Origin of the sequence: Comamonas sp. 23 (genome assembly GCF_049601575.1) — a bacterium.
Classification (GTDB): domain Bacteria; phylum Pseudomonadota; class Gammaproteobacteria; order Burkholderiales; family Burkholderiaceae_C; genus Comamonas; species Comamonas squillarum.
In genome coordinates this window covers 2,346,698-2,373,375 of record NZ_CP187127.1, presented here as the reverse complement: position 1 = coordinate 2,373,375, position 26,678 = coordinate 2,346,698, and the positions used below count along the sequence as shown (strand labels likewise).

Below are 26,678 nucleotides of genomic sequence, written 5' to 3'. Positions count from 1 at the left end.
TTTAGCCGCTTGGGCGGCCACCAGAGGCGAGTCGTGCGCCAAGATCAGGGCTCGCGGGGCGGCTGGGCCTGTTTCTCACCCAGCGCATGGCTGGCCGGTTCTGCGCTGTGGCTGCTGTCGAGCACCCGGAAGTTGGGCAAGGGCGTTTTGCCCAGCACCCAGGCCATGCGCGAGCCCGCGCCCACCAAGCCGCCCATTACCCAGAAAACCCCGCCCACCCCAATGGCCGCCCCTGCGGCGCCAAACATCAGCGGCATGCAGACGCTCGAGCCATTGATCAGCATCAGCCGCAGGCCCACGGCCTCGCCGTGGCGCTCCTCGGGGGTGATCTGGTGGAGCATGCTCATGGCCATCGGCTGCACACTGCCCAGGCCGATGCCCAGCAAGGCCGAACAAAAAGCCATCGCCCAGGCATTGGGCATCAGCGGGTAGATCGCAAAAATCGCAGCCGTGAGCACCATCGCGGCCATCACCACGGTCATCTCGCGCAGGTGGCGCGAGATGGCGGGCAGCAGCACCCGGATCACAAAGGCCGCCAACGCAAACACGCCCAGCACGGCACCGATCTCGGAGGCCGACAGACCCCGGTCATGGCCCAGCAGCGGCACGACAAAGGTGTGTACATCCCAGCAAGAGGCGACCAACCAGTTGACAATCAGCAAGCGGCGGAAGGACTGCTCGCGCAGCAGGTCCCAGGCATGGTGGGGCTGGCCATCGCTTTTGGCGGGCGCGGGCTCCATCTCCTGGGCGCTGCGCACACACCACCAGGCCACCACCGAGAACAGCGCCAGCACCGCAAAAGCGATGCGGTAGGACAGGTTGTTGCCGGCCTGGCCGGTCGAGTGGTCAATGATCAGCCCGGTGACCATCGGCCCCAGAAAATTGGCAATCGCCGGGCCCAGCGACAGCCAGCTGAAGATCTGGCGCAGCTCACTGGCCTCATGGGCGACGCGGCCCGCATGGCGCTGCAGCGCAATGATGGAGATGCCGCAGCCCGCCCCCGTGAGCAGCGCCGCGACGCACAGGACTTCAAAACGGGGAAAAGCGACACCAATGGCAGTGCCGGCAAAGGCCAGCGCAATGGCGGCCAGCATCGGCTTCATGAAGCCATGCCGGTCTGCGTAGCGGCCCGCCGGCAGCGCCAGGAACACCTGGGTCAGCGCAAACAGACTGAGCAAGAACCCCACCGCGCCGGGGGTATGGCCATCGCGCAGGGCCAGCAGCGGGGCTGCCAAGCGCGTACCTGTCATACAGGTATGGACAAAAAACTGGCCGATGATCAGCCGTATCAACTCGCGATTCACGCGTTCCCTTCAGCACCGTGGGCAACTGGCACTTGCTTGGCCTGCATTGTCGGCTAAGTCAGGGCCGCTGCGCTGTCGCCTTCGTCCGTATCGGTGGTCAACGGGCCCAGCTCGCCAGCGACGGGTGTCTCATGCACATGCGAGAGCCGTTTTTGGATGGCGCGCGTGCGCACATCGACCTGCTCGAATTTCTTGGCCGCCTGGTCCAGCGACCTGCGCGTGGCCTCCACCACATCGCCAAACTTGTTGAACTCGGTCTTGACCTGGCCGAGCACCGCCCACACCTCGGAGCTGCGCTTTTCGATGGCCAGCGTCTTGAAGCCCATCTGCAGGCTGCTGAGCATCGCCGCCAGGTTGGCTGGGCCCGAGACCATGACCCGGCAGTCGTTCTGCAAGGCTTCCACCAGACCCGGCCGGCGCATCACCTCGGCAAACAACCCCTCGGTGGGCAGGTAGAGCACCGCAAAATCGGTGGTGTTGGGCGGCGAGACATACTTGCTGTAGATCTTCTTGGCCTCCAGCCGGATCGAATTTTCAAAGCCGATGCTGGCCGACTGGATCGCCGCCTTGTCCAGGCTTTCTTGCGCATCCATCAGGCGCTGGTAGTGCTCGACCGGGTACTTGGAATCGATCGGCAACCACACCGGTTTGTCATCGCTGTGGCCCGGCAGGCGGATGGCGAACTCCACCATCTCGTCGCTGCCCGGCACGGTCTTGACGTTCCTGGCGTACTGCTGGGCCGTCAGCACGTTGTCGATGATCATGCCCAGCTGCAGCTCGCCCCAGGTACCGCGCGATTTCACATTCGTCATCACGCGCTTGAGATCACCCACGCTGCCCGCCAGCGTCTGCATCTCGCCCAGGCCCTTGTGAACCTGTTCGAGCCGGTCGCTCACCAGCTTGAAGGATTCACCCAGGCGCTGCTCCAAGGTGGCATGCAGCTTTTCATCCACCGTTTTGCGCATCTCTTCGAGCTTGCTGGCGTTGTCGCTCTGGATGCTGGCCAGGCGCTCGTTGAGCGTGCCGCGCAGCTGCTCGGCCTGCTGCTGGTTGGCCTGCAGCAGCTGCGCCAGCTGGCGCCCCACCCCATCTTGCATGCCCGCCAGGTGCGACTGCACATCGGTCTTGAGGGTGGCCAGGCTTTGGTGGTTGGCGCGGGTGAGCGCATCGACGCGCTGGGTGAGCGAGGTATCGAGCACCGACAGGCGCTGGTTGATGGCCGCATCGAGGTGGGCCAGGCGCTGGGCGAGCTGGGTTTCGAACCCGGCCAGCGCCTGGGCCAGCTCCTGGCGCCCAAGGCGCGATTCAGCCAGGCTTTGCGCCATGCGCGCTTCCAGCGATTCGCGGAACTCGCCCATCACATCTTGGCTGCCCTGGTTCAACTCGCGCAACTGCAGGCTCAGGTGCTGCGACAGGTGGCTGAGCGCGCCTTCGCTGCGCGCCAGCGCCTGCACGGTCTGCTGCTGGTCGCGGGCCTGGCGCTCCTGCTGCTGCAGCCAGGCCTCCCCCAGATCGGCTTTGGGCCGGCGCAACAGCAGCACCAGCAGGTTGGCCAGCACCGCCAGCAGTACCAAGGCCAGCAGCACCAGGCTGAGCAGCGACCGATCCAGATCCAGATTCACAACCGTTCCCCGTGTTTGAGAAGACTGCAAAAATAATAGCTGCTTGCACCCGTCTGGTGGGCACAAACAGCCATGTTTATTGAAATATTTTGCGTTCAGGCGGCGCTGCGGCGGCTGTGCTCCAGGCGGTTGACGGGTGTGACCGGCGCCTGGCCGCCCAGGTAGGCGATCAGGTTGTCAGCCGCCAGCTGGGCCATGGCCCGGCGCGTGCCCATCGTGGAGCTGGCGATGTGCGGCGTCAGCACCACGTTGGACAGCGCCAGCAGATCGGGATGCACCGCAGGCTCGCCTTCGAACACATCCAGGCCGGCGGCGGCAATGCGCTTGCTCGCCAGCGCCTTGGCCAGCGCCACATCATCCACAATGCCGCCGCGCGCGATGTTGATCAGCGTGGCGCTGGGCTTCATGCTGGCGATCTCGGCTGCGCCAACCGTGTGGTGGGCCTCGGGGGTGTAGGGCAGCACCAGCACCAGGTGGTCAGCAGTGCTGAGCAGCTCTTGCTTGCTCACATAGCGGGCCTTGCAATCGGCCTCCAGCTCGGCAGACAGGCGCGAGCGGTTGTGGTAGACCACCTGCATGCCAAAGCCATGCGCGCCGCGCCGGGCAATGGCCTGGCCGATGCGGCCCATGCCCAGAATGCCCAGGGTGCTGCCATGCACTTCGGCGCCGGCAAACAGGTCATAGCGCCAGTCCTTCCAATGGCCGGCACGCAGAAAATGCTCGCTCTCGGTGATGCGGCGGGCCGTGGCCATCAGCAACGCAAAGCCGAAATCGGCCGTGGTCTCGGTCAGCACGTCGGGCGCATTCGTGCCCTGCACGCCGGCTGCCGTCATCGCGGCCACATCAAAGTTGTTGTAGCCCACGGCCATGTTGGCGCAGATCTGCAGCTGCGGGCAGGCGGCCAGCAAGGCCGCATCGATGCGCTGCGAGCCGGTGGTCAGCACGCCATCCATGCCCTGCAGGCGCTCGGCCAGCTCGGCGGGCGACCAGGCGATGTCGTCCTGGTTGGAGCGGACATCGAAGTGCTGCTCGAGCACGGTGACCACTTCGGGCGAAATGGCGCGGGCAATCAGAATTTTCGGGCGGGACATCGGCAGTTTCCTCGGGGGTTCAGCGGAACCAGATAAAAGTCATCACGACAAACAGCGGCACCAGGATGGCGCACGACCAGGCCATGTAGCCAAAAAAGCTGGGCATGCGCACTCCACGGCTTTCGGCAATGGCCTTGACCATCATATTGGGTGCATTGCCGATATAGGTGTTCGCGCCCATGAAGACGGCACCCGCCGAAATCGCGGCCAAGGTGGTCGCCATCGAGGTCATCAGCACCTGGGGATCACCCCCGGCGGTGTTGAAGAACACCAGGTAGGTGGGCGCATTGTCCAAAAAGCTGCTGAGCAGGCCCGCAGCCCAGAAGTACATCGCCGGGTCGGGCGAGCCATCGGGCCGGGTTACCGCACGCACCACCGCGCCAAAGGGACCGTTGGCGCCCGCCTGCAGCATCGCGATGACGGGGATGATGGTGAGAAAAATGCCGGCGAACAGCTTGGCCACTTCCTGCATCGGGCCCCAGTCGAACTGGTTGGCCGCATGGGCCGACGCGGGCGTGAGTTTGTAGGACAGCACGGCCACCGCAATCAGGCCCAGATCACGCACGACGGACGGCAAGCCCACGGCCACGCCGGCAATGTCCCACTGCAGGTCGGACTTCCAAAAGCCGCTCAGCAGCACCAGGGCCACGACAGCGCCCAGCAGCACAAAATTGATCTTGCCTTCAAAGCCCAGGCTGTGGGTGTCGGGCGTCGGATCGCTGCGGGGCTTTTGCGCATCAAAGCGCAGCATATAGCGGTCCAGCAGGTAGAAGATGACCAGCAGCGCGCCGACGAGGAACAGGGTCTCGGCAAAGATATGGCGCACGGTCCAGAAAAAATCCACGCCCTTCAAAAAGCCCAGGAACAGCGGCGGATCACCCAGCGGTGTGAGCGAGCCACCGGCATTGGAGACGATGAAGATGAAAAACACCACCACATGCGCGCAGCTGCGGCGGGCATCGTTGGCCCGGATCAGCGGGCGGATCAGCAGCATGGACGCGCCGGTCGTGCCCATGAAGCTGGCCAGCACTGCGCCAATGGCCAGGATGGCCGTGTTCAAACCCGGCGAGCCATGCAGATTGCCGCGGATATAGATACCACCCGAGACGGTGAACAAGGCCGTCAGCAAGATCACAAAGGGAATGTATTCAGCCACCAGTGCATGGGCCAGGTTGCCAACGGCCAGCCCCGGGCCAAAGACCGCTGCGAAGGGCAGCAAAAAGGCCAGCGCCCAAAAAGCGGCCACCTTGCCAAAATGGTGGTGCCAGAAGCTGGGCAGAAACAGCGGCATCAGCGCAATCGACAGCAAAATTCCGGCAAAGGGAATGCCCCAGAAAACAGAGAGTTCGGCCCCGTTGATGGTGGCCGCCCCGGCCCACCCGGGCGCCAGCACCGCAGCGCCCACCGCCGCCCTGCCCCAGACCCCATACTGCTGCCCCATAACCTGCTCCTTGTGTTTGTGCTTATTCATGCATGGCAGCCCAACACCGTCCGGCAGGCGCACGCAGCCCGGTGATTTTAGTCAGCGGCCAAGCCCCAATGCAGGCTGCGGCAGGCGGCAGCCATCCCGATTAACCCGCACGTGCGGGGGCGGGGGCCACGCCTTGCGGGGGGATGTGCTGGCTGGGGGGCAGGTTGAACACCTGGCGCAGGTAGGCCAGGTATTTTTCGTCGTCGCACATGCTCTTGCCCGGCGTGTCCGAGATCTTGGCGACCGGCTGGCCATTGCAGCGCGTCATCTTGATGACGATCTGCAGCGGCTCGTAGCCCAGGTCATTGGTCAGGTTGGTGCCCACGCCGAAGGCCAGTTGGCAGCGGCCCTCAAAGCGCTCGAACAACGCAATGGTGCGCGGTATCGTCAGCGCATCGCTAAAGATCAGGATCTTGGTCAGCGGATCGACCTTGTGCAGCTTGTAGTGCGCGATCAGGCGCTCGCCCCAGCTGAAAGGGTCGCCGCTGTCATGGCGCGCGCCATCAAAGAGCTTGCAGAAGTACAGGTCAAAGTCGCGCAGAAAGGCATCCATGCCATAGACGTCGGACAGCGCAATGCCCAGGTCGCCCCGGTACTCCTTGGCCCACATGTCAAAGCCATAGATCTGGCTCTCGCGCAGGCGCGGGCCCAGCGCCTGGCAGGCCTGCAGGTATTCATGGGCCATGGTGCCCAGCGGGGTCAGGCCCAGCTGTTTGGCAAACAAGGTGTTGCTGGTGCCAGCCAATTGGCCAAGGCGCTCACCGGGCATTGCCGGATGGGTCGCCACGCCCAGCCCCCCCACCAGGCTGCCCAGCACCTCGCGCTGCCAGCGATGGCTAAAGCGCCGGCGCGTGCCGTAGTCGGCAATCTTGAGCGCCTCCAGCCCCGGCCCGCGCATGGCCTCGATCTTGCCTGCCAGGCGCCGGCGTCCTTCAGCCCAGTCGGGCTCTGGCTGGGTATTGCGAAAGTAGACCTCGTTGACGATGGCCAGCACCGGGATCTCGAACAACACGGTATGCAGCCAGGGGCCGGTGATCGTGATGTCGATCTCGCCACTGGGCAGCGGCAGCACCGTGATGTATTTTTCCTTGAGCTGGTAGAGCCGCAGAAAATCGATGAAGTCGCTTTTGATAAAACGCAGCGATTGCAGATAAGCCAATTCGTCATCGGCAAAACGCAGGCTGCACAGGTGCTGGATTTCGGCGCGAATCTCGTCCACATACGGCGCCAGTTGCACACCGGGGTTGCGGCAGCGAAACTTGTATTCCACCTGGGCCCCGGGGAACTGGTGCAGCACCACCTGCATCATGGTGAACTTGTACAGGTCGGTGTCCAGCAGGCTTTGGATAATCATGGTTGGCAGCACAGGGTTGCGCGCCAACCCATGCAGCAGCCTATTTGGCTGCTGGCGGCAGACGCCATGTCTCATATCCACAACCCAGCGCCTATTTCATAAGGTCGCAACAGCGGCAAGTGTAGGCGATTGCCCGCTGCCTTGCTGCCAGGCAGGGCAAGCCTCTTATTTACTGCAGCTCCAAGCTCTCCAGTGCCTGGCGTGTGGCATCGGGCAGCGCCACCGGGCGGCGGCTGCTGCGGTCCACATACACGTGAACAAAATGCCCGCATGCAGCGCTTTGCGCCTGGCCGGCGACAAAAATTGCCAGTTCATAGCGCACGCTGCTCTTGCCCAGATGCGCCACGCGCACGCCCACGTCCACGTCCTGCGGATAGGACACCGGCGCAAAATAGTGGCATTGGGTCTCCACCACCAGGCCAATGCTGCTGCTCGCTTCGATATCGAGCACGCCTTTTTCGATCAGCAAGCGGTTCACGGCGGTGTCGAACCAGCTGTAGTACACGACATTGTTGACATGCCCATAGGCATCGTTGTCGGCCCAGCGGGTGGTCACACGCACAAACTGCGCATAGGCCGATCGGGGCTGGGGCTGGGGGCGCTCGGCGTGCTGCTGCATAGAAGACATCTTGGCCATCCTGGTCACAAAGTTCGCAGGCATTGTAGAAGTGCTGGTGCCGGGCGTCGCTGCACGTCGGAGACAGGCGATGGCAGGCCATCAAAGGCATTGCCATCGTGCTGACACATGGGGCAATTACAACGTCAGAGCAAGCCGATTTCAGCTGATTGCCAAACGATTAATTCGTTACCCTATCAACCAATTAAACAAATGGTAAATGATTGAAATCAAACCAAAAGATTTTTTTGCTGCACTGCACAAAAAAGGCTTGCAAAAGGCGCGCAGATGCCCAACAATAGAGTCATTGTGCAGTGCAGCAAATTCACAGCAATGCACAAACCCCCGGCGCACAGCACGTGCCCGAATTTGTACCTTCAACACTTCTAACGAGACGGAGTATGAACATGGCATTGACCCCTGACCAAATCCTGGCTGCACACAAAGCGAATCTGGAAACCCTGATGGGCCTGACCAACAAGGCCTTCGAAGGCGTGGAAAAGCTGGTGGAACTGAATGTGGCCGCGACCCGCGCTGCATTGTCCGACGTGTCGGCCAACACCTCGGCTGTACTGGATGCCAAGAACGCCCAAGACCTGCTGAGCGTTCAAAGCGGCCTGCTGCAACCCATGGCCGAAAAGACCGCTGCCTACAGCCGTCACCTGTACGAAATCGCTGCTGCTACCAGCCTGGAATTCAGCAAGGCCTTCGAGAACAAGGCCGTCGAAGCCCAGTCCAAGTTCAACGAATTTGTCGACACCGCTGCCAAGAACGCACCGGCTGGCTCCGAAAGCGCTGTGGCCGTGATGAAGACCGCTGTTGCTGCTGCCAACAATGCGTATGACTCCGTGCAAAAGGCGGTCAAGCAAGCCGGTGAAGTGGCTGAAACCAACTTCAACACCATCACCAACAATGCCGTCAAGGCTGCTGGCACCGTCAGCGCCGCCACCGCCCGCAAGCGCTAACTAGCGAGCCTCTTTAGCGCACTGCCGTTGCCCAAGACCTACAGTTTGGTCAAATATTCGCCAGCGCGCTGGACAGACTCAAGGGTAAACCCTATAATTTACCCATGGTGTTGAAAATTTCAACACACCCAGTTGTCTCCTTGGATCTTTTCGAAACCTGGTTTCTGGGATCCTTTTAAAGCCCGGCCTTGCTGGGCTTTTTTTTGTCCGCCCGCTTTGTGCCTGAGCTGGCGCGCCATCCACAGGGCCGCACTTAAGACGATCTGAATAAGCACAAGCAACGCAATGGTTTAAATAGAAACAATTCTTGTTTCAATTAAGATCGCTGCTCCAACTTTACAGAGACGTTTTGCCCTATGCATTCTTTCAAACTCCTTGCACTGGCTTGCGCCATCACGGCAGGTGCCGCAGCACATGCCCAGGAAGTGGTCAACCTGTACTCTGCCCGCCACTACGCCACTGATGAGGCGCTCTATAACAACTTCACAAAAGCGACCGGCATCAAGATCAACCGTGTGGACTCGGACGACGCAGGCATTGTGGCCCGCCTCAAGGCAGAAGGCGCCGCCTCCCCTGCCGATGTGGTGCTGATGGTGGACGCCGCGCGCCTGTACCGCGGCGAGAAGGACAACCTGTTCCTGCCGATCCGCTCGGCCAAACTGGAGGAAGTGATCCCCGCCAACCTGCGCGCCCAGCCCGAAGCGGACGGCGGCATCACCTGGTTCGGCCTCTCGACCCGTGCCCGCGTGATCGCCTACAACAAGGACAAGGTCAAGCTGGAAGATGTCGACAGCTACGAAAAGCTGGCCGATCCCAAGAACAAGGGCAAGATCTGCATCCGCTCGGGCTCGCACCCCTACAACCTGAGCTTGTTTGGCGCGGTGACCGAGCACATCGGCGAGGCCAAGGCCCAGCAATGGTTGCAGGGCGTCAAGGACAACCTGGCACGCCCACCCAAGGGTGGCGACACCGACCAGATCAAGGCCGTGGCCGCCGGTGAATGCGATATCGCCATCACCAACAGCTACTACTTTGCCCGCCTGATGCGTTCGAGCAACCCTGACGATGTCGCGATCACCAACAAGGTGAGCGTGGTGTTTCCCAACCAGAGCAGCTGGGGCACGCACCTGAACATCGCCGGTGGTGCCGTCGCCAAGTACAGCAAGAACAAGGACAATGCCGTCAAGTTCCTGGAGTACCTGGCCAGCCCGGAAGCGCAGACCTACTTTGCCAACGGCAACAACGAGTGGCCTGCTGCCAAGAATGTGCAGACCGACAACCCCGCACTCAAGACGATGACCCAGAACAAGCCGTTCAAGAGCGAGACCATCCCGATCAGCGCCGTGGGCAGCAACATGCCAAAGGTGCAGCAGATGCTGGACCGCGCCGGCTTCCAGTAAGCCCCGCACACTGTCACGAAAAGCCCGTTCGCGGGCTTTTTTTGTGACCGCTCGCCGCCCCGCTCTGGGCTAAGATGCAGCGATCCAACAACCAGGAGACATAGCGATGCACATCGCCAACAAGGTATTTATCGTCACAGGCGGCGCTTCGGGCCTGGGCGAAGGCACGGCCCGCATGCTGACCCGCGAGGGTGCCACGGTCGTCATCGCCGACATGCAGGCAGAAAAAGGCCAGTCCCTGGCCCAGGAGCTGGGCGGCGCCTTTGTGCAATGCGATGTGTCCAATGCAGAGCAAGCCCAGGCGGTGGTTGCCAAGGCGGTATCGCTGGGCAAGCTGTTTGGCCTGGTCAACTGCGCAGGCATTGCACCGGCCGAAAAGACCGTGGGCAAAAAAGGTGCCCATTCGCTCGAGCTGTTCAGCAAGACCATCACGGTCAACCTGATTGGCAGCTTCAACATGATTCGCCTCTGTGCCGAAGCCATGGCCCAGAATGAGCCGGAACTCACGGGCGAGCGCGGCGTGTTGATCTCGACGGCCAGCGTGGCCGCCTATGACGGCCAGATTGGCCAGGCCGCCTATGCCGCCTCCAAAGGCGGTGTCGTCGGCATGACCTTGCCCATCGCCCGCGATCTGGCGCGCAGCGGCATCCGCAACATGACGATTGCGCCCGGCATTTTCGGCACCCCCATGCTGTTTGGCATGCCCCAGGAGGTGCAGGATGCGTTGGCCGCCGGCGTGCCCTTCCCCAGCCGCCTGGGCACCCCTGAGGACTATGCCAAGCTGGTCAAGCACATTGTCGAGAACGACATGCTCAATGGCGAAGTGATTCGCCTCGATGGCGCCATTCGCCTGGCACCCAAGTAATCCCACAGGCCTGCGGGCCTTGGCATGTAAAAAGCCGATCTGCGACGCAACCCGCTGATCGGCTTTTTCTTGGGCGCTGCGCACAGGCCGCCGCCATGAAAAAAGCCTTCTTGCCGCATGACAAGAAGGCTTTTGGAATCTGGCGGAGTGGACGGGACTCGAACCCGCGACCCCCGGCGTGACAGGCCGGTATTCTAACCAACTGAACTACCACTCCTGGCAGGAAGCTTTGCTAGCTATTATATAGCATCAAGCGCTTCAAACTTGGCGACCCTACGGGGATTCGAACCCCGGTACTCACCGTGAAAGGGTGATGTCCTAGGCCTCTAGACGATAGGGTCAATCCTAGAACGTTGCCTGCGCTGCATTGCTGGTGCAATGCCTCAGACAAGTTTAATTGGTGGAGGTAAACGGGATCGAACCGATGACCTCTTGCATGCCATGCAAGCGCTCTCCCAGCTGAGCTATACCCCCAATTTGCTGATATCGCTCCATGACTTTGTCGCCACCACTCGCTGTACCTGAGTACAGCTTCGCGATGCCTTCGCGTCCTGAAACGATCTCAACAAATTTTAAAACTGTGGCGGAGTGGACGGGACTCGAACCCGCGACCCCCGGCGTGACAGGCCGGTATTCTAACCAACTGAACTACCACTCCTGGCAGGAAGCTTTGCTAGCTATTGTATAGCATCAAGCGCTTCAAACTTGGCGACCCTACGGGGATTCGAACCCCGGTACTCACCGTGAAAGGGTGATGTCCTAGGCCTCTAGACGATAGGGTCAATCCTAGAACGTTGCCTGCGCTGCATTGCTGGTGCAATGCCTCAGACAAGTTTAATTGGTGGAGGTAAACGGGATCGAACCGATGACCTCTTGCATGCCATGCAAGCGCTCTCCCAGCTGAGCTATACCCCCAATTTGCTGATATCGCTCCATGACTTTGTCGCCACCACTCGCTGTACCTGAGTACAGCTTCGCGATGCCTTCGCGTCCTGAAACGATCTCAACAAATTTTAAAACTGTGGCGGAGTGGACGGGACTCGAACCCGCGACCCCCGGCGTGACAGGCCGGTATTCTAACCAACTGAACTACCACTCCTGGCAGGAAGCTTTGCTAGCTATTGTATAGCATCAAGCGCTTCAAACTTGGCGACCCTACGGGGATTCGAACCCCGGTACTCACCGTGAAAGGGTGATGTCCTAGGCCTCTAGACGATAGGGTCAAAACCTGGACTTGCCTTGCGGCCATCGATTAAAAAAGCGCCCTCTTAATCAAAGGCGCTTCTCATCGAGCGACTGACCAAACTGGCGGAGTGGACGGGACTCGAACCCGCGACCCCCGGCGTGACAGGCCGGTATTCTAACCAACTGAACTACCACTCCTGGCAGGAAGCTTTGCTAGCTATTATATAGCATCAAGCGCTTCAAACTTGGCGACCCTACGGGGATTCGAACCCCGGTACTCACCGTGAAAGGGTGATGTCCTAGGCCTCTAGACGATAGGGTCAAAACCTAAGAACCGATTTCTCGTTTCCGATAATCTTTGGTGGAGGTAAACGGGATCGAACCGATGACCTCTTGCATGCCATGCAAGCGCTCTCCCAGCTGAGCTATACCCCCGTATCGGCAAGTTTTACAATTTACTTGTTGCTGCTCACCGAAGACTCGAATTATAGGGTGTATTTCAGCGCTTTTGCAGTCTTTCGATAATTTTTTCACGACCGAGTAATGCAAGCACCGCGTCCACCGATGGCGTATGGGCTGTGCCGACGGCCAAAACACGCACCGGCATGGCCAGTTGCGGCATCTTGATACCGTGCGTCTTGAGCACCTGCTTGAAGCCGGCGCTGATCGCCTCCTTGCTCCAATCGCCCTCTTGCAGCACCTGCAGCAACTCGTCGATCACCGGGATGATCTCGGGCGTCACATGGGAGCTCAGGTCTTCCGCGCTGGGCTGCACGTCCTGGTAGAAGACGCGGGCCCATTGCGCCAGGTCCGCCAAGGTATCGCAGCGGTCCTTGAACAGCGCGCAGATGCGCGGCAGGCGGCCATCACCCACGGTGATGCTGTCCAGACCCAGGTTCTTCATGAACGGGGTCAGCATGGCAGCGAGCTCATCATCGGGCGTCAGCTTCATGTGCTGGGCATTGACCCAGCGCAGCTTGGCCTCGTCAAACTGGCCCGCGCTGCGGCCCAGGTGGTCCAGGTTGAACCAATCGAGGAACTGCTGGCGCGAGAAAATCTCGTCATCGCCGTGGCTCCAGCCCAGGCGCGCGAGGTAGTTCACCATCGCATCGGGCAGGTAGCCTTCGTCACGGTACTGGGTGACGGCCTTGGCGCCATTGCGCTTGCTCATCTTCTCGCCCTGCTCATTGAGCACGGTGGGCAGGTGGGCAAACACGGGCACATCGGCGCCCAGCGCTTCAAAGATGTGGATCTGGCGCGGCGTGTTGTTGACATGGTCGTCACCACGGATCACGTGGGTAATCGCCATGTCCATGTCATCGACGCAGACGCAGAAGTTGTAGGTCGGCGTGCCATCGGGACGGGCGATGACCAGGTCATCGAGCTCGGAGTTCTGGAACTCGATGCGGCCCTTGCACTTGTCTTCCCAGGCCACGACGCCCGTCAGCGGTGTCTTGAAGCGCAGCACGGGCTTGACGCCTTCGGGCACCGGCGGCAGCACCTTGCCCTCTTCAGGGCGCCAGGTGCCGTCGTAGCGCGGCTTTTCCTTGTTGGCCATCTGCTTTTCACGCAGCGCGTCCAGCTCTTCCATGCTCATGTAGCAGGGGTAGACGGCGCCCTTTTCTTGCAGGGTGGCCAGCACTTCCTTGTAGCGGTCCATGCGCTGCATCTGGTAGAACGGGCCCTCGTTGGGGTCCAGTTGCAGCCAGGCCATGCCTTCCAGAATCACATCAACGGAGGCCTGGTTGGAGCGCTCCAGATCGGTGTCTTCAATGCGCAGGATGAAATCGCCCTGGTTGGCGCGTGCAAAGGCCCAGGGGTAGAGGGCCGAGCGGATATTGCCCAGATGGATAAAGCCGGTAGGCGACGGGGCAAAACGGGTACGTACTTTGGTGCTCATGTCAGGGTATCCAGGCCGCGCAACAGGTCGGCTTTCAAATCATCCAGGTGTTCCAGACCGACGGAAATGCGGATCAGGCCCTGGCCCACGCCAGCGGACTGGCGCTGCTCTTCGGTCAGGCGGCCATGCGAGGTGCTGGCCGGGTGGGTGATCGTGGTCTTCACATCCCCCAGGTTGGCCGTGATCGAGCACAGCAAGGTGCTGTCAACCACATGGAAGGCATTGGCGCGCAGTTGTTCAGCGCCCTGGCCCACCACATCGAAGGCCAGCACAGCGCCGCCCATGCCATTTTGCTGGCGCATCGCCAGCGCATGCTGGGGGTGGCTTTCCAGGCCAGGGTAGTAGACCCGGGCCACCTTAGGGTGCCCTTCCAGCCAGCGTGCCAGCTCCAGCGCGGCGGCGCTTTCGGCCTTGACGCGCAAGGACAGGGTCTCCATTCCCTTCATCACCACCCAGGCGTTGAACGGCGAGAGGTTCAGACCCCCACTGCGCAAGAAGGTGCCCATGACCTTGTCGACCAGCGCGACGGTGCCGCAGACGGCGCCGGCCATCACGCGGCCCTGGCCATCGAGGAACTTGGTGCCCGAATGCACGACCAGATCAGCGCCCAGCTTGGCTGGCTGCTGCAGCACCGGCGTGGCAAAGCTGTTGTCGACGGCCAGCAAGGCGCCATGCGCATGGGCCAGCTCGGCCAGCGCGGCAATGTCGCACAGGTCGGTGAGCGGATTGGTCGGCGTCTCGGCAAACAGCATGCGCGTGTTGGGCCGGATGGCGGCCTTCCAGGCCTCCACATCCGTTTGCGACACAAAGCTGGTTTCCACGCCAAAGCGCGCCATCTCGGTGCCCAGCAGCTTGATCGTCGAGCCGAACATGGACTGCGAGCAGATCACATGGTCGCCAGTCTTCAGCACGGTCAGTGCCACCAGCAAAATGGCAGACATGCCCGTCGAGGTGGCGATGGCGCACTCGGTGCCTTCCATCGCGGCCAGGCGGCGCTCAAAGCTGGTCACCGTCGGGTTGCCGGTGCGGGTGTAGGTATAGCCCTCCTCCAGCGCGGCAAAGCGGCGCGCGGCCGTCTCGGCATTGGGTTGCACAAAGCTGCTGGCCAGGTACAGGGCTTCGCTGTGCTCGCCCCATTGGCTGCGCTCCACCGCCTCACGCACCGCCAAGGTATCGGGATGCAGGCCCGGCGGCAATTTCTTATCAGTCATTCTTCTTCCCAAGCAGTACGCAGACCGCCATCAAGCCGCATCCGTCACATCTGCGTTGCGCAGCGACAGACGCGAGGTATCGAGATCATCCTCTTCGGTGGACACACGGCCTTCGTTGACCTGCGAGATGCCTTCGGGCGTGATGCCGGTGACATAGACACCGTCAAAGCACGAGGCCTCAAAGCCATGCACACCGGTGTTCAATTTGCCCACGGCGTTTTTCATGCCATCGACGTCCTGGTAGATCAGCGCGTCGCAGCCGATGTACTGGCGAATCTCTTCGAGGCTGCGGTCATGGGCCACCAGCTCCTTGGCGGTGGGCATGTCGATGCCGTAGACGTTGGGGAAACGCACCGGTGGCGCAGCGCTGGCCAGGTAGACCTTGTTGGCGCCGGCGTCGCGCGCCATCTGCACGATCTCCTTGGACGTGGTGCCGCGCACGATGGAGTCATCGACCAGCAGCACATTGCGGCCCTGAAACTCGCTACCGATGGCATTGAGCTTCTGGCGCACCGATTTCTTGCGCGCGCCTTGGCCCGGCATGATGAAGGTACGGCCCACATAGCGGTTCTTGACGAAGCCTTCGCGGTAGGGCTTGCCCAGCAGCTGGGCCAGTTGCATCGCGCTGGGGCGGCTCGATTCGGGGATCGGAATCACCGCATCGATTTCGTTGGGCGGCACCATCGAGATCACGCGCGTGGCCAGCGATTCACCCAGGTTCAGGCGCGCCTGGTAGACCGACATGCCATCGAGCACCGAGTCCGGGCGGGCCAGGTAGACAAACTCAAAAATGCAGGGGTGCAGGCTGGGGCTTTCGGCGCATTGCTCAAACGTGAGCGAGCCGTCGTCGCCGATGAACACCGCTTCGCCCGGTGCAATATCGCGCTCGAGCTGCTGCAGCGTGCCTTCGAGCGCCACCGATTCGCTGGCCACCATCACCGTACCATCGGCACCACGGCCAATGCACAGCGGACGGATGCCGTTTGGATCGCGGAATGCCACCACACCGTGGCCGGCGATCAGTGCGATGACCGCGTAGGAGCCCTGCACGCGCTTGTGCACCGCACGGATCGCATTGAAGACATCCTGCTTTTGCAGCGGGATACCGTGCGTGGCGCGTTCCAGCTCATGGGCGAACACGTTGAGCAGCACTTCCGAGTCGCTCTCGGTGTTGGTGTGGCGGTGGTCGGTGGAGAACAGCTCCTTGCGCAGCTGCACGGCATTGGTCAGGTTGCCGTTGTGCACCAGCACGATGCCAAAAGGCGCATTGACGTAGAAAGGCTGGGCTTCCTCTTCACTGTAGGCATTGCCTGCCGTGGGGTAGCGCACCTGGCCCAGGCCGACATTGCCCGGCAAAGCCCGCATATTGCGGGTACGGAACACATCCTTGACCATGCCTTTGGCCTTGTGCATGAAGAACTTGCGACCCTGTTGGGTTGCAATGCCTGCCGCATCCTGTCCACGGTGTTGCAGCAGCAACAGCGCGTCATAGATCAATTGATTGACCGGCGTGCTACTGACGACTCCGACGATTCCACACATATTGAGCGTTCCAAAAACGTTAACGCGGCTCTGCCGCGATGCGTGAACCAGCCTCGGTGAGCTGGTCCACCAGCGAAGACCAATGTCTTCCCATTTCTTGCGGCATCCATGGCCGCAACACTGACACTGCCGACACCAGATGCGGTGCGAAGACTGAAGTGTTCCAGATTTGCGATTCCCGCATCGATGTCAGCATAAAAACCAGAGCGATCAACACAAGTAGTAACACCCCACGCAAGGCGCCAAAAAGCGCGCCCAGCGTGCGGTCAAAAGGCCGCAAACCCACAATCTGAACCAGTTTGCCGATGATGCGAATCACCAGACCCAAGGCAAAGATGGCGACAACAAAGACGATCACAAGGCCTGCGGCGATCCGCACACCCTCGTCCATCTCCTGCATCGGCAACCACATGCCGACCTCAGCGCCCCACAGGCGGGCCGCAAAAAAGGCCAGCACCCAGCTGATCAGCGACAGCACCTCGAACACCAGACCGCGCAAGGCGCCGATCAGCACCGATCCCACCAGGATCACGACAAACACCCAATCCAGCGCCGACATGTCAAAGCTCCGCCCGCAGGGGCCAGGGAGCGCCTGCCAAGGCCCGCGCCCGGCAAGGGGGGCATGGCGATGACAAGGCGCGGTAGATAGGTGTCACAACTTCAGGCACATGGCTGCGGCGTCAGTCCTACATCGGCAGCAGCGCAGCGGGCAGGCCCTGGGCGCGCACCTTGGCTGCGGCACTGTCGGCCTCTTCCTTGCTGTTGAAAGGCCCCACCCGCACACGGATGCGGTTGCCCGAGGCCGTCTTGACCGACTGCGTATAGGCGGGCACACCGGCCATCTGCAACTTGGCACGCACCTCGGCCGCCTTGCTCTCTTCGGCAAACGCACCCACCTGGATCGCATAGCGGCTGGCAGCGGCCGCCGGCTTGGCGGCGGGGGCAGCGGCAGGCGCTGCGGCAGTCGCACTGGCGGTGCGGCCTTCCATCATCGCGCGCACGCGCTCGGCCTCGTCATCGCGCTTGGGCTTGGCCGGTTCTGCCGGCTTGGGCTTGGGCTCTTCCTTGGGCTTGGCTTCCGGTTTGGGCTCAGGTTTGGCCTCAGGCTTGGGTTCAGGTTTAGGTTCGGGTTTGGGGGCCGGCTTGGACTCGGGCTTGGGTTCTGGTTTCGCAGCGGGCTCGGGCTTGGCCGTTGGCTTGTCGGCGGGTTTGCTGGCGGCAGCAGTTGCTGCTGCAGCAGCTGAGGCAGCAGCGCTGGCGCCAGCGGCGACCGGTGCCGTGGCGGCCGGACTGGCTGCATTGCTTCTTGCGCCGACAATCTCTTCGCCCGCATCCAGGCCATTGTCATTGCCCGAACGGCTGCCGTGCGGCGCTGCGGCGTTCGACGCGGGCGGCACGGCCAGGGCGGCCACGCGTTCGCGGTCCGGTATTTCAATCGAGGCATTGACAGGCACCGGGCGCGGCTGGGTGTCGAACAGCATCGGAAAACCGATGATGGCCGCCAGCACCAGCACGGTGGCACCGATCAGGCGGTGGCGCGCGCGGCGGCGCATGGCATCCACGCTCTCGGCGGGATTGCTGCGCGGCGCGCGAATCACGCGCGGGCTCTCCGCTTCCTGTTGCTTTTTACCGGGCCATCGAAGATTGAAAATTGCCATGAACGATTGGAGGTGGAGCTTGAAAACAGGTCGCTGGGAGCGGCCCCATCGGGGGGCTGCTTTTAGTTCAGGTGCTTGGCATCGAGCCGTGGCACACCGTGCTTCAACACCCCGCCCACCGTAAAGAACGAGCCGAAAACGACGATTCTATCAGCGGGCCCTGCCGCTTCGACGGCCGCCTGGAATGCGGACATCGGGTCCGGGTAACAAGCTGTAGCCACTTCGCGCCGCTGCTCGGACAGCAGGTGCACGGCATTCCATTTGGACTGCAGGTCCACCGCCTTCTCGGCCCGGTCCGTGGGCAGGTCGCAGAAATACCAGCGGTCCACCAAGGGGCCCAGCTTGCGCAGCATCGGCGTCAGGTCCTTGTCGTGCATCGCTCCAAAGACCGCATGGGTGGTTGGAAAGTAGCCCATCGCATCCAGATTGGCCGTCAGCGCGGCAATCGCATGGGGGTTGTGCGCGACATCCAGCACCACCGCAGGCTGGCCGGGCACGATCTGAAAGCGCCCGGGCAGCTCCACCATCGCCAGCCCATTGCGCACGGCCTGGGCCGTGACGGGCAGCACCTGGCGCAGGGCCTCGTAGGCGGCCAGCACGCCAGACGCATTGACCAGCTGGTTGGCACCGCGCAGCGCCGGGTAGGCCATGCCAGCATAGCGCCGGCCGCGCCCCGCCCAACTCCACTGCTGCTTGTCGCCCTCGTAGTTGAAATCGCGGCCAAAGCGCCACAGATCCGCGCCAATGCTCTGCGCGTGGTCGATCACGCTTTGCGGCGGCACCGGGTCGCTGACAACAGCCGGTTTGCCCGGGCGCATGATGCCGGCCTTTTCCCGGCCGATCGATTCACGGTCCGGACCCAGCAGGTCCATATGGTCCAGGTCGATGCTGGTGATGACCGCGCAGTCCGTGTCGATGATGTTGGTGGCATCGAGCCGGCCACCCAGCCCCACTTCCAGGATCGCCACATCCAGCCTGGCCTGGCTCAACAGGCGCAGGATCGCCAGCGTCGTGAACTCGAAATAGCTGAGCGAGACCTCGGGCGCCTGCAGGCGGGCCGCTTCCACCGCTTCGAAATGCGGCAACAGATCGGCGGCAGAGACAATCTCGCCATGCACGCGGCAGCGCTCTTCAAAATGCACCAGGTGGGGCGAGGTGAACACCCCGGGGCGGTAGCCGGCTTCCAGCGCCACAGCCTCCAGCATGGCGCAGGTCGAGCCCTTGCCATTGGTGCCCGCCACCGTGATCACCGGGCAGGCAAAGCGCAACGCCAGGCGCTCGGCCACGGCCTTGACGCGGGTCAGCCCCATGTCAATGGTTTTGGGATGAATCTGCTCGCAGTGGGAGAGCCACTGCTCCAAGGTATCGAAACGGGTTTGCATGGGGCCAGATTGTCGCGTAATTGCGGCTGTGTCATCATTGCTGCCCATGAGTAACCACACCATCGCCGTCTACGGCATCCCCAACTGCAGCACTGTCAAAAAAGCCCGTACCTGGCTGGAGGCGCAGGGCGTCGACCACCAATTCCATGATTTCAAGAAAGCGGGTGTGCCCGCCAGCCATCTGCCCGACTGGATCGCCAAGGCCAGCTGGGAAAAGCTGGTCAACCGCCAAGGCACCACCTGGCGCAAGCTGGACCCCACGGTACAACAAGCCGTGACAGACGCCGACAGCGCCAGTGCGCTGATGATTGCGAACCCCAGCGTGATCAAGCGCCCGGTTGTCGAATGGGCCGATGGCTCCGTCACCGTGGGCTTTGATGAGGCGGTTTGGAGCAGCAAGATCGCCTGAGGGCCCTCTGCGGATATGTCTGGGCGGTGTTGACCGGCGCTTTACGCTGCGACATGGTGCAGATACACGCCCGGGGCAGCATGGGGGCATGCTGAACTTTATGTCGCCCACACAGTCTTAGATATTTGTGCAGGCGGTGTAAAGCGTGTCGCCCAGACTCTGTACTGGCGCGTTGAGCACCCAGCAACTTATCGCTTTTTTGGAGGCATTCATGCCACATCTGCTCTCAGCCCGCCTGATCGTGCTGGCTGCGCTGTCCACCTTGGCGGCAGCCAGCCCCTCGGTCTGGGCCCAAAATTACTCACCCTCTTCCGATCCCTTTTTGCCGCAGCAGGCCCCCGGCGCGCAGCCGCCCTTGCCTGCGGGCGAGCAGCCCTATGGCCGGGTACTGTCGGTCACACCGGCCTACCGCCAGGTCAACACGCCACAAACCGTCTGCAATGACCAGCAGGTGTATGCCGGCCAGCGCACCTCCGGCGTGGGCGCCATTACTGGCGCCGTTGTCGGTGGCTTGCTGGGCAACGGCATTGGCCATGGGTTTGGCCGCGCAGCAGCCACCGGCGCCGGTGTCATTGCCGGCTCGGCCATCGGCAACCAGCTCGAAGGCGGCACCCCCAGCTACCAGACGGTGCGGCAATGCGCCAACCAGTACACCACGCAAAACCAGCCCGATGGCTATAACGTGGAGTATGAATACGCCGGCCGCCGCTACAGCACGCGCACGGCCACGGCACCGGGCGAATGGCTGCCGCTGAGCGTGCAGCCTGCCGCTTCGGCCTACGACAACTCTCCTCCACAGGACTATGCCCCCGCGGCACCTGAGCCCGGCGTTGTCGTCAGCAGCCAGCCGGTCTACCAACAGCCCGTCTATATGGCGCCGCCCCCGGTCTATGTCGCGCCGGCGCCTGTGTACTATGCGCCGCCGCCCGTCATGCTGCAGCCTTCGGTGCAGATTGGCGTGGGCGGTTACTGGGGCGGCCACCGCGGCCACTGGCGTTAAATCGGAGCGCCAAGCGCCTCCCCATGCCACGCATCCTGGCATGACAGCCAGCAGCAGTGCAGACGCACTGCTGCTTTTTTATGCCTGCCCTGCCGCTCAACTGCCCCACCATGTTTCAGAGACGGGCAAAGGCCTCGCCTACAATGGCGGTTTTCCTCCTTTTACCTGTTGTCTTCCATGATCACTGAGAGCATCGACGGCGTACGCCTCACCACCAAGGCCAATGTTTATTTTGATGGCAAGTGCGTCAGCCACAGCTACCAGCTGGCCGACGGCACCAAGCAATCGGTCGGTGTGGTGCTTGCAGCCACCTTGACCTTTGGCACGGCCGCTGCCGAGATCATGGAATGCGTTGCCGGCGCCTGCGAGTACAAGCTCGACGGCAGCGACGAATGGAAAAAGTCCGGCCCTGGCGACAAGTTCAGCGTTCCGGCCAACAGCAAGTTCGATATCCGCGTGGCCGAGGCCTACCACTACATCTGCCACTACGCCTGATTTTTGGGGCCTGCGCCGGGCCAGCTGGCGCACGCCTCCCGCTGCACGCCGCTTGTCTGGCGCATCACTGAATCCTCAGACAGCATCGCAGCAGCGCCTGTTTTTAGAGAAAAGCCACACCATGGAAACCATCCTGCAACATGTTCCCGTCGGCCAGAAGGTCGGCATCGCCTTCTCCGGCGGCCTCGATACCAGCGCAGCGCTGCGCTGGATGAAGAACAAGGGCGCCCTGCCCTACGCCTATACGGCCAACCTGGGCCAGCCCGATGAGTCCGATTACGACGAGATCCCGCGCAAGGCCATGGAGTACGGTGCCGAGAAGGCCCGCCTGATCGACTGCCGCAGCCAGTTGGCCAACGAAGGTATCGCCGCCATTCAGGCCGGCGCCTTCCACATCTCCACTGGCGGTATCACCTACTTCAACACCACGCCGCTGGGCCGCGCCGTGACCGGCACCATGCTGGTGGCCGCGATGAAGGAAGACGACGTCAACATCTGGGGCGATGGCTCGACCTTCAAGGGCAATGACATCGAGCGTTTCTACCGCTACGGCCTCTTGACCAACCCTGCGCTGAAGATCTACAAGCCCTGGCTGGACCAGACCTTCATCGACGAGCTGGGCGGCCGCGCCGAGATGTCCGCCTTCATGACCAAGGAAGGTTTTGGCTACAAGATGAGCGCGGAGAAGGCCTACTCGACCGACTCCAACATGCTGGGGGCCACCCACGAAGCCAAGGACCTGGAGTTCTTGAACAGCGGCATCCGCATCGTCAACCCCATCATGGGCGTCGCGTTCTGGAAGCCCGAGGTCGACGTAAAGGCCGAGGAAGTCTCCGTCACCTTTGAAGAAGGCCGCCCTGTGGCCCTGAACGGCCAGCGCATCGAAGACCCGGTCGCCTTCTTCCTGGAAGCCAACCGCATCGGCGGCCGCCACGGCCTGGGCATGAGCGACCAGATCGAGAACCGCATCATCGAAGCCAAGAGCCGCGGCATCTACGAAGCCCCCGGCATGGCGCTGCTGCACATCGCCTACGAGCGCCTGGTCACCGGCATCCACAACGAAGACACCATCGAGCAGTACCGCATCAACGGTCTGCGCCTGGGCCGTCTGCTCTACCAAGGCCGCTGGTTTGACCCACAGGCCATCATGCTGCGCGAAACCGCCCAGCGCTGGGTGGCCCGTGCCATCACCGGCACCGTGACGCTGGAACTGCGCCGTGGCAATGACTACTCGCTCTTGAACACCGAATCGGCCAACCTGACCTACAAGCCCGAGCGCCTGTCGATGGAAAAGGTGGAAGACGCGCCATTCAGCCCCGCCGACCGCATTGGCCAGCTGACCATGCGCAACCTGGACCTGATGGACACCCGCGACAAGCTGGCCATCTACACCCAGACCGGCCTGCTGACCGCCAGCGGCAGCCACGCGCTGCCCCAGCTGGGCAACGACAAGAAGTAATTCCCCCAGCGGAATCCTTCCATTCAGCAAAAACCGCTGTGTGCCTGCCCAGGCCACAGCGGTTTTTTATCGTCTGGATGCGGCGCGAGAGCGGCGCTCTTAGAACCTGTTCAAAGTCTCCTCGCGCCGCGACAGTGTCTTTGCGAGATCGGATGCGAGGGGGGCGCCCAGCCGCGCAATACCGCAGCAATAGCCCAGCTATTGCGAGGATTTGCAACGACGCAGACCGCTCCCTAGCCGGGCGCCCCTTCCCGGGCAGCGCAAAGCCACTGTCCCTGTGGGTTGGAGTGAAATCGGGCGATTTCTTCGCGCTGGCCCTTGCTTGCACCCCGGTGCAAGCTGCGAACCAGCCCTTCGAACTCATCCCGATTGCACTCCAACGCGGCTGCGTAGAGACTTTGAACAGGTTCTTAGGCCTCGGCCACCAGATAGACCTTCTTCACAAAGCTGTCCACCTCCCAGTGGCCGGTCCAGCCCTCGGGCATGATGAAATGGTCGCCCACGCCAAAACGGTGCACGGTGCCATCGGGGTCGACGAGGCGGCAGTCGCCTTCGACAATGACGCAAAACTCGATATAGCCCTGCACATTGGAGCTGAAGTGGCCCGCACTGGACTGCCAGGTGCCCGAACTCACCTTGCCGCCCAGGCCCTCGAACACATTCATGGTCTGGTACTCGGTATCGCCGCTGATCGGGCGGCTGGGCTTGCCGATCACGGGATTGACCAGGGTCTTGGCGGGCCAGTGGATGATGGAGATCTTGGGAGCGGCGGGTTCGGCGGGCGTGGCAGAGGTGCCAGCGGCAGTAGTGGACATGGCAGTGATCGATAAGCGGTGCAAATGCGCAAGCAGCGATTATCTGGCAGTGCTGCTGCGCAGCGCCTCAGCTCTGGGATGAAAAGCCAAAGAAAAGGCGGCACCCCTGGTGCCGCCTTGCTGCATCTGCTGCGCCTGCAGGCCGTCTCGCCTGCAGCGCATGCAGACGTCGCAGATCAGTGGAACTGCTCTTCTTCGGTCGAGCCGGTCAGCGCCTTGACGCTGGACGACCCGCCCTGGATCACCGTGGTCACATCGTCGAAGTAGCCTGCGCCCACTTCCTGCTGGTGCGAGACAAAGGTGTAGCCTTGCTCGCGGGCAGCGAATTCGGGCTCCTGGATCATCTCCACATAGTGCTTCATGCCTTCGCCACGGGCATAGGCGTGGGCGAACTTGAAGGTGTTGTACCAGTTGCTGTGGATACCAGCCAAGGTGATGAACTGGTACTTGTAGCCCAGCGCTGCCAGCTCGTCCTGGAACTTGGCAATCGTCGCGTCGTCGAGGTTCTTCTTCCAGTTGAACGATGGCGAGCAGTTGTAGCTCAGCAGCTTGCCGGGGCTGGCGGCATGCACGGCCTGGGCAAATTCGCGGGCAAAGCCCAGGTCCGGCGTGCCGGTTTCGCACCACACCAGATCGGCATACGGCGCGTAGGCCACGCCACGGCTGATCGCTTGCTCCAAACCGTTCTTGACGCGGTAAAAACCTTCTTGCGTGCGCTCGCCCACCAAGAAGGGCTTGTCGTTGGCGTCGTGGTCGCTGGTGATCAGGTTGGCCGCTTCGGCATCGGTGCGGGCCAGCACAATCGTGGGCACACCCATCACGTCGGCCGCAAAACGCGCGGCAATCAGCTTCTCGCAGGCTTCATGCGTGGGCACCAGCACCTTGCCGCCCATGTGGCCGCACTTCTTGACGGCAGCGAGCTGGTCTTCAAAGTGCACGCCGGCAGCGCCCGAGGCAATCATGTTCTTCATCAGCTCAAAGGCATTGAGCACGCCGCCAAAGCCCGCTTCGGCATCGGCCACGATCGGCAGGAAGTAGTCGATGAACTCCTTGTCGCCCGGGTTCACGCCCTTGGCCCACTGGATCTCGTCAGCGCGCTTGAAGGTGTTGTTGATGCGGCGCACCATGGTGGGCACCGAGTCATAGGCGTAGAGCGACTGGTCGGGGTACATGGTCTCCGAGGTGTTGCCGTCCGCTGCCACCTGCCAGCCCGAGAGGTACACCGCTTCCAGCCCCGCCTTGGCCTGCTGCATCGCCTGGCCTGCGGTGATGGCGCCGAAGGCATTCACATACCCCTTCTTGGCCCCGCCATTGATCTTGTCCCACAGCACCTGGGCGCCGCGCTGGGCCAAGGTGTACTCCGGCTGCACGCTGCCGCGCAGGCGCACCACGTCAGCAGCCGAGTAGCCGCGCTTGACGCCCTTCCAGCGGGGGTTCTGCGCCCAATCCAATTCAAGGGCGGCAATTTGCTGTTCGCGGCTGAGTTGCTGGTTCAGTTTCTGAGACATGGGGGACTCCTGTGGTCAAGTGGGTGGAACTAACGGATCGAAAACCGGTGGACAGATACCGTCTGTCCATGGCCTTAACTGTACGCCTGCCTCGCCGCATATTTTTGTCTTATGTCTTATATAAGACTTATTTTTAATCGTTAAAAATCAACATCCTATTAATACTATTTCGCATTGAGAAATGCAATTTCTCGTATTGAGAAATATTGACGCACTGCAATATCAGCATATTTCATAATATGAGAATCCGTTTTCAGAACCACTGCTGTCCAGGCTGCAGCAGCGCTGCCTGCCAGAGGCTGGCCAATTGCGGCATGATGCGCATAGCCCATTGTGCAAAGCGGATATGACAGCTTGCTTGCGCCTGGCGCCGCCTGCCCCGATCGCCCCGCTCCCCTTTTAGTCTTTGCAACCATGCGCATCCATAGCAAGCCTCTGGCCTATCTGTATTTGGCACTCAGCATGTCGCTGGTGGGCGCCTATGTCGCGCTCTCCAAGCCGCTGGCCGCCACTTTTCCGGTCTTGCTGCTGGCCTGGCTGCGTTTTGGCATTGGCGGGGTGGCCATGCTGGGCTGGCTCAAACGCCCGGCCAAAGAGGCGCCATTGCCCGCCAAGGCCAAGGGGCTGCTGTTTCTCGAATCCTTTTTTGGCAACTTCCTCTTTACGCTGTGCATGATCACTGGCGTGTCGATGACCAGTGCGGTCACCGCCAGTGTCACGATGGCGACGATCCCGGCAGCCATTGCGCTGCTCAGCTGGCTGGTGCTCAAGGAGCGCATCAGCGGGCGGGTGATGATCGCCATCAGCCTGGCCGTGCTGGGCATTGCGCTGCTGGCCTTTGCCAAGCCTGGCGCCAGCGCACACGCGGGCGCGGCTGCAGGCGCTGTCACCGAGACAGACCCGAGCAAGCACTGGCTGGGGCAATGGCTGTTGGTGGGCGCCGTGTTCTGTGAGGCCTGCTATGCGGTCATCGGCAAAAAGCTCACCAGCAGCTTGAGCCCCAAGCGCATTGCGGCGCTCATCAACCTCTGGGGCTTTGTGCTGACCCTGCCTTTTGGCCTGTACCTGGCCTGGCATTTTGAGTTTGCCCAGGTGGGTGGCGCCACCTGGCTGCTGCTGGTCGGCTATGCGTTGGCCGCCTGCATGGTCACTGTCTGGCTGTGGATGACCGGGCTGCAGGTCGTTCCTGCCTCGCAAAGCGCGGTGTTCACGGTGATGCTGCCGCTGTCGACTGCACTGGTGGGCGTGGTGTTTCTGGGCGAAACCCTGAGCGGCTTACAGATGCTGGCCTTTGCCATTGCCGTCTCCAGCCTGGCGCTGACGACCTTGCCGGTGCCCCAGCGTGGCAGAGGGAAGACAGTTTTGCAACGCGACCCCGATTGACACCGCCTTGGGAGCCAGTACCATGCTCCGAGGGGAACAGGCC

At 62.0% G+C, this 26,678-nt stretch carries 23 protein-coding genes and 11 tRNA genes; 8 read left to right on the top strand and 26 right to left on the bottom strand.

Features of this window, described 5'->3' with window-relative positions; genetic code table 11:
- Positions 1 to 44 precede the first annotated feature (44 nt).
- From ACPEE1_RS10650 to ACPEE1_RS10625, 6 genes are all read right to left on the bottom strand, one after another.
- Positions 45 to 1,304 (bottom strand): MFS transporter, encoded by a 1,260-nt coding sequence (locus ACPEE1_RS10650; RefSeq protein WP_116924120.1) that lies wholly within the window; start codon positions 1,302 to 1,304, stop codon positions 45 to 47.
- Positions 1,305 to 1,357: 53 nt separating this feature from the next.
- On the bottom strand, positions 1,358 to 2,845 hold the full coding sequence (rmuC, locus tag ACPEE1_RS10645; RefSeq protein WP_420093986.1) for a DNA recombination protein RmuC: 1,488 nt from the start codon (positions 2,843 to 2,845) through the stop codon (positions 1,358 to 1,360).
- A 176-nt stretch (positions 2,846 to 3,021) separates the two neighbouring features.
- Complete coding sequence (locus tag ACPEE1_RS10640) at positions 3,022 to 4,017, bottom strand: 2-hydroxyacid dehydrogenase (RefSeq protein WP_116924122.1); 996 nt, start codon at positions 4,015 to 4,017, stop codon at positions 3,022 to 3,024.
- 19 nt (positions 4,018 to 4,036) lie between these two features.
- Complete coding sequence (locus ACPEE1_RS10635) at positions 4,037 to 5,458, bottom strand: sodium:proton antiporter (RefSeq protein ID WP_116924123.1); 1,422 nt, start codon at positions 5,456 to 5,458, stop codon at positions 4,037 to 4,039.
- Between the two features lie 130 nt (positions 5,459 to 5,588).
- On the bottom strand, positions 5,589 to 6,842 hold the full coding sequence (pncB, locus tag ACPEE1_RS10630; protein ID WP_182342079.1) for a nicotinate phosphoribosyltransferase: 1,254 nt from the start codon (positions 6,840 to 6,842) through the stop codon (positions 5,589 to 5,591).
- A 169-nt stretch (positions 6,843 to 7,011) separates the two neighbouring features.
- Positions 7,012 to 7,470, bottom strand: a complete 459-nt coding sequence (locus tag ACPEE1_RS10625) for an acyl-CoA thioesterase (protein ID WP_232539367.1) — start codon at positions 7,468 to 7,470, stop codon at positions 7,012 to 7,014.
- Between the two features lie 395 nt (positions 7,471 to 7,865).
- Here ACPEE1_RS10625 and ACPEE1_RS10620 point away from each other — a divergent pair, with 395 nt between their 5' ends.
- The 3 genes from ACPEE1_RS10620 (at position 7,866) to ACPEE1_RS10610 (ending at position 10,688) form a co-directional block, all read left to right on the top strand.
- Positions 7,866 to 8,423, top strand: a complete 558-nt coding sequence (locus ACPEE1_RS10620; protein WP_116924472.1) for a phasin family protein — start codon at positions 7,866 to 7,868, stop codon at positions 8,421 to 8,423.
- A 356-nt stretch (positions 8,424 to 8,779) separates the two neighbouring features.
- Positions 8,780 to 9,823 (top strand): extracellular solute-binding protein, encoded by a 1,044-nt coding sequence (locus ACPEE1_RS10615; RefSeq protein WP_116924124.1) that lies wholly within the window; start codon positions 8,780 to 8,782, stop codon positions 9,821 to 9,823.
- Positions 9,824 to 9,929: 106 nt separating this feature from the next.
- Entirely contained in the window at positions 9,930 to 10,688 is a 759-nt protein-coding gene (locus tag ACPEE1_RS10610) for a 3-hydroxyacyl-CoA dehydrogenase (protein ID WP_116924125.1), read from the top strand.
- A 140-nt stretch (positions 10,689 to 10,828) separates the two neighbouring features.
- Here ACPEE1_RS10610 and ACPEE1_RS10605 read toward each other — a convergent pair.
- From ACPEE1_RS10605 to folC, 17 genes are all read right to left on the bottom strand, one after another.
- Positions 10,829 to 10,905: transfer RNA gene (locus ACPEE1_RS10605), tRNA-Asp, on the bottom strand.
- Between the two features lie 48 nt (positions 10,906 to 10,953).
- Positions 10,954 to 11,029 (bottom strand) — tRNA-Glu (locus tag ACPEE1_RS10600).
- A 57-nt stretch (positions 11,030 to 11,086) separates the two neighbouring features.
- Positions 11,087 to 11,162: transfer RNA gene (locus ACPEE1_RS10595), tRNA-Ala, on the bottom strand.
- 107 nt (positions 11,163 to 11,269) lie between these two features.
- Positions 11,270 to 11,346: transfer RNA gene (locus tag ACPEE1_RS10590), tRNA-Asp, on the bottom strand.
- 48 nt (positions 11,347 to 11,394) lie between these two features.
- Positions 11,395 to 11,470: transfer RNA gene (locus ACPEE1_RS10585), tRNA-Glu, on the bottom strand.
- A gap of 57 nt (positions 11,471 to 11,527) precedes the next feature.
- Positions 11,528 to 11,603: transfer RNA gene (locus ACPEE1_RS10580), tRNA-Ala, on the bottom strand.
- Positions 11,604 to 11,710: 107 nt separating this feature from the next.
- A tRNA-Asp gene (locus ACPEE1_RS10575) sits at positions 11,711 to 11,787 on the bottom strand.
- 48 nt (positions 11,788 to 11,835) lie between these two features.
- Positions 11,836 to 11,911: transfer RNA gene (locus tag ACPEE1_RS10570), tRNA-Glu, on the bottom strand.
- Between the two features lie 83 nt (positions 11,912 to 11,994).
- Positions 11,995 to 12,071 (bottom strand) — tRNA-Asp (locus ACPEE1_RS10565).
- A gap of 48 nt (positions 12,072 to 12,119) precedes the next feature.
- Positions 12,120 to 12,195, bottom strand: a tRNA-Glu gene (locus ACPEE1_RS10560).
- 37 nt (positions 12,196 to 12,232) lie between these two features.
- Positions 12,233 to 12,308 (bottom strand) — tRNA-Ala (locus tag ACPEE1_RS10555).
- Positions 12,309 to 12,372: 64 nt separating this feature from the next.
- On the bottom strand, positions 12,373 to 13,773 hold the full coding sequence (gene gltX / locus ACPEE1_RS10550) for a glutamate--tRNA ligase (protein ID WP_423936301.1): 1,401 nt from the start codon (positions 13,771 to 13,773) through the stop codon (positions 12,373 to 12,375).
- Positions 13,770 to 14,984 (bottom strand): O-succinylhomoserine sulfhydrylase, encoded by a 1,215-nt coding sequence (locus tag ACPEE1_RS10545; protein WP_182342082.1) that lies wholly within the window; start codon positions 14,982 to 14,984, stop codon positions 13,770 to 13,772. Before ACPEE1_RS10545 ends, gltX begins: the two co-directional genes overlap by 4 nt.
- 30 nt (positions 14,985 to 15,014) lie before the next feature.
- The gene (gene purF, locus ACPEE1_RS10540; protein WP_116924128.1) at positions 15,015 to 16,526 is read right to left on the bottom strand and encodes an amidophosphoribosyltransferase; all 1,512 of its coding nucleotides are present in this window, start codon (positions 16,524 to 16,526) and stop codon (positions 15,015 to 15,017) included.
- Between the two features lie 19 nt (positions 16,527 to 16,545).
- On the bottom strand, positions 16,546 to 17,085 hold the full coding sequence (locus ACPEE1_RS10535; protein WP_116924129.1) for a CvpA family protein: 540 nt from the start codon (positions 17,083 to 17,085) through the stop codon (positions 16,546 to 16,548).
- A 127-nt stretch (positions 17,086 to 17,212) separates the two neighbouring features.
- On the bottom strand, positions 17,213 to 18,184 hold the full coding sequence (locus ACPEE1_RS10530) for an SPOR domain-containing protein (protein WP_116924130.1): 972 nt from the start codon (positions 18,182 to 18,184) through the stop codon (positions 17,213 to 17,215).
- A 62-nt stretch (positions 18,185 to 18,246) separates the two neighbouring features.
- Positions 18,247 to 19,566 (bottom strand): bifunctional tetrahydrofolate synthase/dihydrofolate synthase, encoded by a 1,320-nt coding sequence (gene folC / locus ACPEE1_RS10525; RefSeq protein WP_423936298.1) that lies wholly within the window; start codon positions 19,564 to 19,566, stop codon positions 18,247 to 18,249.
- A 46-nt stretch (positions 19,567 to 19,612) separates the two neighbouring features.
- Between folC and ACPEE1_RS10520 the strand changes: the two genes are divergently transcribed.
- The 4 genes from ACPEE1_RS10520 to argG all read left to right on the top strand — a co-directional run bounded on the left by ACPEE1_RS10520 (position 19,613) and on the right by argG (position 22,929).
- Positions 19,613 to 19,975 carry an ArsC family reductase gene (locus ACPEE1_RS10520; protein WP_116924132.1) on the top strand — a complete coding sequence of 121 codons (363 nt, stop codon included), beginning with the start codon at positions 19,613 to 19,615 and terminating at the stop codon, positions 19,973 to 19,975.
- A 211-nt stretch (positions 19,976 to 20,186) separates the two neighbouring features.
- Complete coding sequence (locus ACPEE1_RS10515; protein ID WP_116924133.1) at positions 20,187 to 20,975, top strand: glycine zipper 2TM domain-containing protein; 789 nt, start codon at positions 20,187 to 20,189, stop codon at positions 20,973 to 20,975.
- Between the two features lie 177 nt (positions 20,976 to 21,152).
- On the top strand, positions 21,153 to 21,470 hold the full coding sequence (locus ACPEE1_RS10510) for a pyrimidine/purine nucleoside phosphorylase (protein WP_021028618.1): 318 nt from the start codon (positions 21,153 to 21,155) through the stop codon (positions 21,468 to 21,470).
- Between the two features lie 121 nt (positions 21,471 to 21,591).
- Entirely contained in the window at positions 21,592 to 22,929 is a 1,338-nt protein-coding gene (gene argG / locus ACPEE1_RS10505) for an argininosuccinate synthase (protein ID WP_021028617.1), read from the top strand.
- A 410-nt stretch (positions 22,930 to 23,339) separates the two neighbouring features.
- Here argG and ACPEE1_RS10500 read toward each other — a convergent pair whose 3' ends face one another.
- From ACPEE1_RS10500 to ACPEE1_RS10490, 3 genes are all read right to left on the bottom strand, one after another.
- Positions 23,340 to 23,744: a cupin domain-containing protein gene (locus ACPEE1_RS10500; protein WP_116924134.1), complete on the bottom strand. Its 405-nt coding sequence runs from the start codon at positions 23,742 to 23,744 to the stop codon at positions 23,340 to 23,342.
- Positions 23,745 to 23,920: 176 nt separating this feature from the next.
- The gene (gene aceA / locus ACPEE1_RS10495) at positions 23,921 to 25,252 is read right to left on the bottom strand and encodes an isocitrate lyase (RefSeq protein WP_116924135.1); all 1,332 of its coding nucleotides are present in this window, start codon (positions 25,250 to 25,252) and stop codon (positions 23,921 to 23,923) included.
- Positions 25,253 to 25,416: 164 nt separating this feature from the next.
- Entirely contained in the window at positions 25,417 to 25,668 is a 252-nt protein-coding gene (locus ACPEE1_RS10490) for a hypothetical protein (RefSeq protein WP_133247971.1), read from the bottom strand.
- On the opposite strand from ACPEE1_RS10490, the gene ACPEE1_RS10485 reads away from it, so the two are divergent.
- Positions 25,667 to 26,635 (top strand): DMT family transporter, encoded by a 969-nt coding sequence (locus tag ACPEE1_RS10485; protein ID WP_116924136.1) that lies wholly within the window; start codon positions 25,667 to 25,669, stop codon positions 26,633 to 26,635. The two genes, ACPEE1_RS10490 and ACPEE1_RS10485, sit on opposite strands and share 2 nt — an antisense overlap.
- Positions 26,636 to 26,678: the final 43 nt, after the last annotated feature.

What these genes read in the sequence shown, in the direction of transcription:
- ACPEE1_RS10635 (WP_116924123.1), bottom strand. Translation starts at nt 5,458, where the DNA reads ATGGGGCAGCAGTATGGGGTCTGGGGCAGGGCGGCGGTGGGCGCTGCG.
- ACPEE1_RS10640 (WP_116924122.1), bottom strand. Translation starts at nt 4,017, where the DNA reads ATGTCCCGCCCGAAAATTCTGATTGCCCGCGCCATTTCGCCCGAAGTG.
- argG (WP_021028617.1), top strand. Translation starts at nt 21,592, where the DNA reads ATGGAAACCATCCTGCAACATGTTCCCGTCGGCCAGAAGGTCGGCATC.
- ACPEE1_RS10615 (WP_116924124.1), top strand. Translation starts at nt 8,780, where the DNA reads ATGCATTCTTTCAAACTCCTTGCACTGGCTTGCGCCATCACGGCAGGT.
- folC (WP_423936298.1), bottom strand. Translation starts at nt 19,566, where the DNA reads ATGCAAACCCGTTTCGATACCTTGGAGCAGTGGCTCTCCCACTGCGAG.
- ACPEE1_RS10485 (WP_116924136.1), top strand. Translation starts at nt 25,667, where the DNA reads ATGCGCATCCATAGCAAGCCTCTGGCCTATCTGTATTTGGCACTCAGC.
- ACPEE1_RS10500 (WP_116924134.1), bottom strand. Translation starts at nt 23,744, where the DNA reads ATGTCCACTACTGCCGCTGGCACCTCTGCCACGCCCGCCGAACCCGCC.
- ACPEE1_RS10535 (WP_116924129.1), bottom strand. Translation starts at nt 17,085, where the DNA reads ATGTCGGCGCTGGATTGGGTGTTTGTCGTGATCCTGGTGGGATCGGTG.
- ACPEE1_RS10490 (WP_133247971.1), bottom strand. Translation starts at nt 25,668, where the DNA reads ATGGTTGCAAAGACTAAAAGGGGAGCGGGGCGATCGGGGCAGGCGGCG.
- aceA (WP_116924135.1), bottom strand. Translation starts at nt 25,252, where the DNA reads ATGTCTCAGAAACTGAACCAGCAACTCAGCCGCGAACAGCAAATTGCC.
- ACPEE1_RS10520 (WP_116924132.1), top strand. Translation starts at nt 19,613, where the DNA reads ATGAGTAACCACACCATCGCCGTCTACGGCATCCCCAACTGCAGCACT.
- ACPEE1_RS10620 (WP_116924472.1), top strand. Translation starts at nt 7,866, where the DNA reads ATGGCATTGACCCCTGACCAAATCCTGGCTGCACACAAAGCGAATCTG.
- ACPEE1_RS10545 (WP_182342082.1), bottom strand. Translation starts at nt 14,984, where the DNA reads ATGACTGATAAGAAATTGCCGCCGGGCCTGCATCCCGATACCTTGGCG.
- ACPEE1_RS10510 (WP_021028618.1), top strand. Translation starts at nt 21,153, where the DNA reads ATGATCACTGAGAGCATCGACGGCGTACGCCTCACCACCAAGGCCAAT.
- ACPEE1_RS10515 (WP_116924133.1), top strand. Translation starts at nt 20,187, where the DNA reads ATGCCACATCTGCTCTCAGCCCGCCTGATCGTGCTGGCTGCGCTGTCC.
- gltX (WP_423936301.1), bottom strand. Translation starts at nt 13,773, where the DNA reads ATGAGCACCAAAGTACGTACCCGTTTTGCCCCGTCGCCTACCGGCTTT.
- purF (WP_116924128.1), bottom strand. Translation starts at nt 16,526, where the DNA reads ATGTGTGGAATCGTCGGAGTCGTCAGTAGCACGCCGGTCAATCAATTG.
- ACPEE1_RS10610 (WP_116924125.1), top strand. Translation starts at nt 9,930, where the DNA reads ATGCACATCGCCAACAAGGTATTTATCGTCACAGGCGGCGCTTCGGGC.
- ACPEE1_RS10530 (WP_116924130.1), bottom strand. Translation starts at nt 18,184, where the DNA reads ATGGCAATTTTCAATCTTCGATGGCCCGGTAAAAAGCAACAGGAAGCG.
- ACPEE1_RS10625 (WP_232539367.1), bottom strand. Translation starts at nt 7,470, where the DNA reads ATGTCTTCTATGCAGCAGCACGCCGAGCGCCCCCAGCCCCAGCCCCGA.
- pncB (WP_182342079.1), bottom strand. Translation starts at nt 6,842, where the DNA reads ATGATTATCCAAAGCCTGCTGGACACCGACCTGTACAAGTTCACCATG.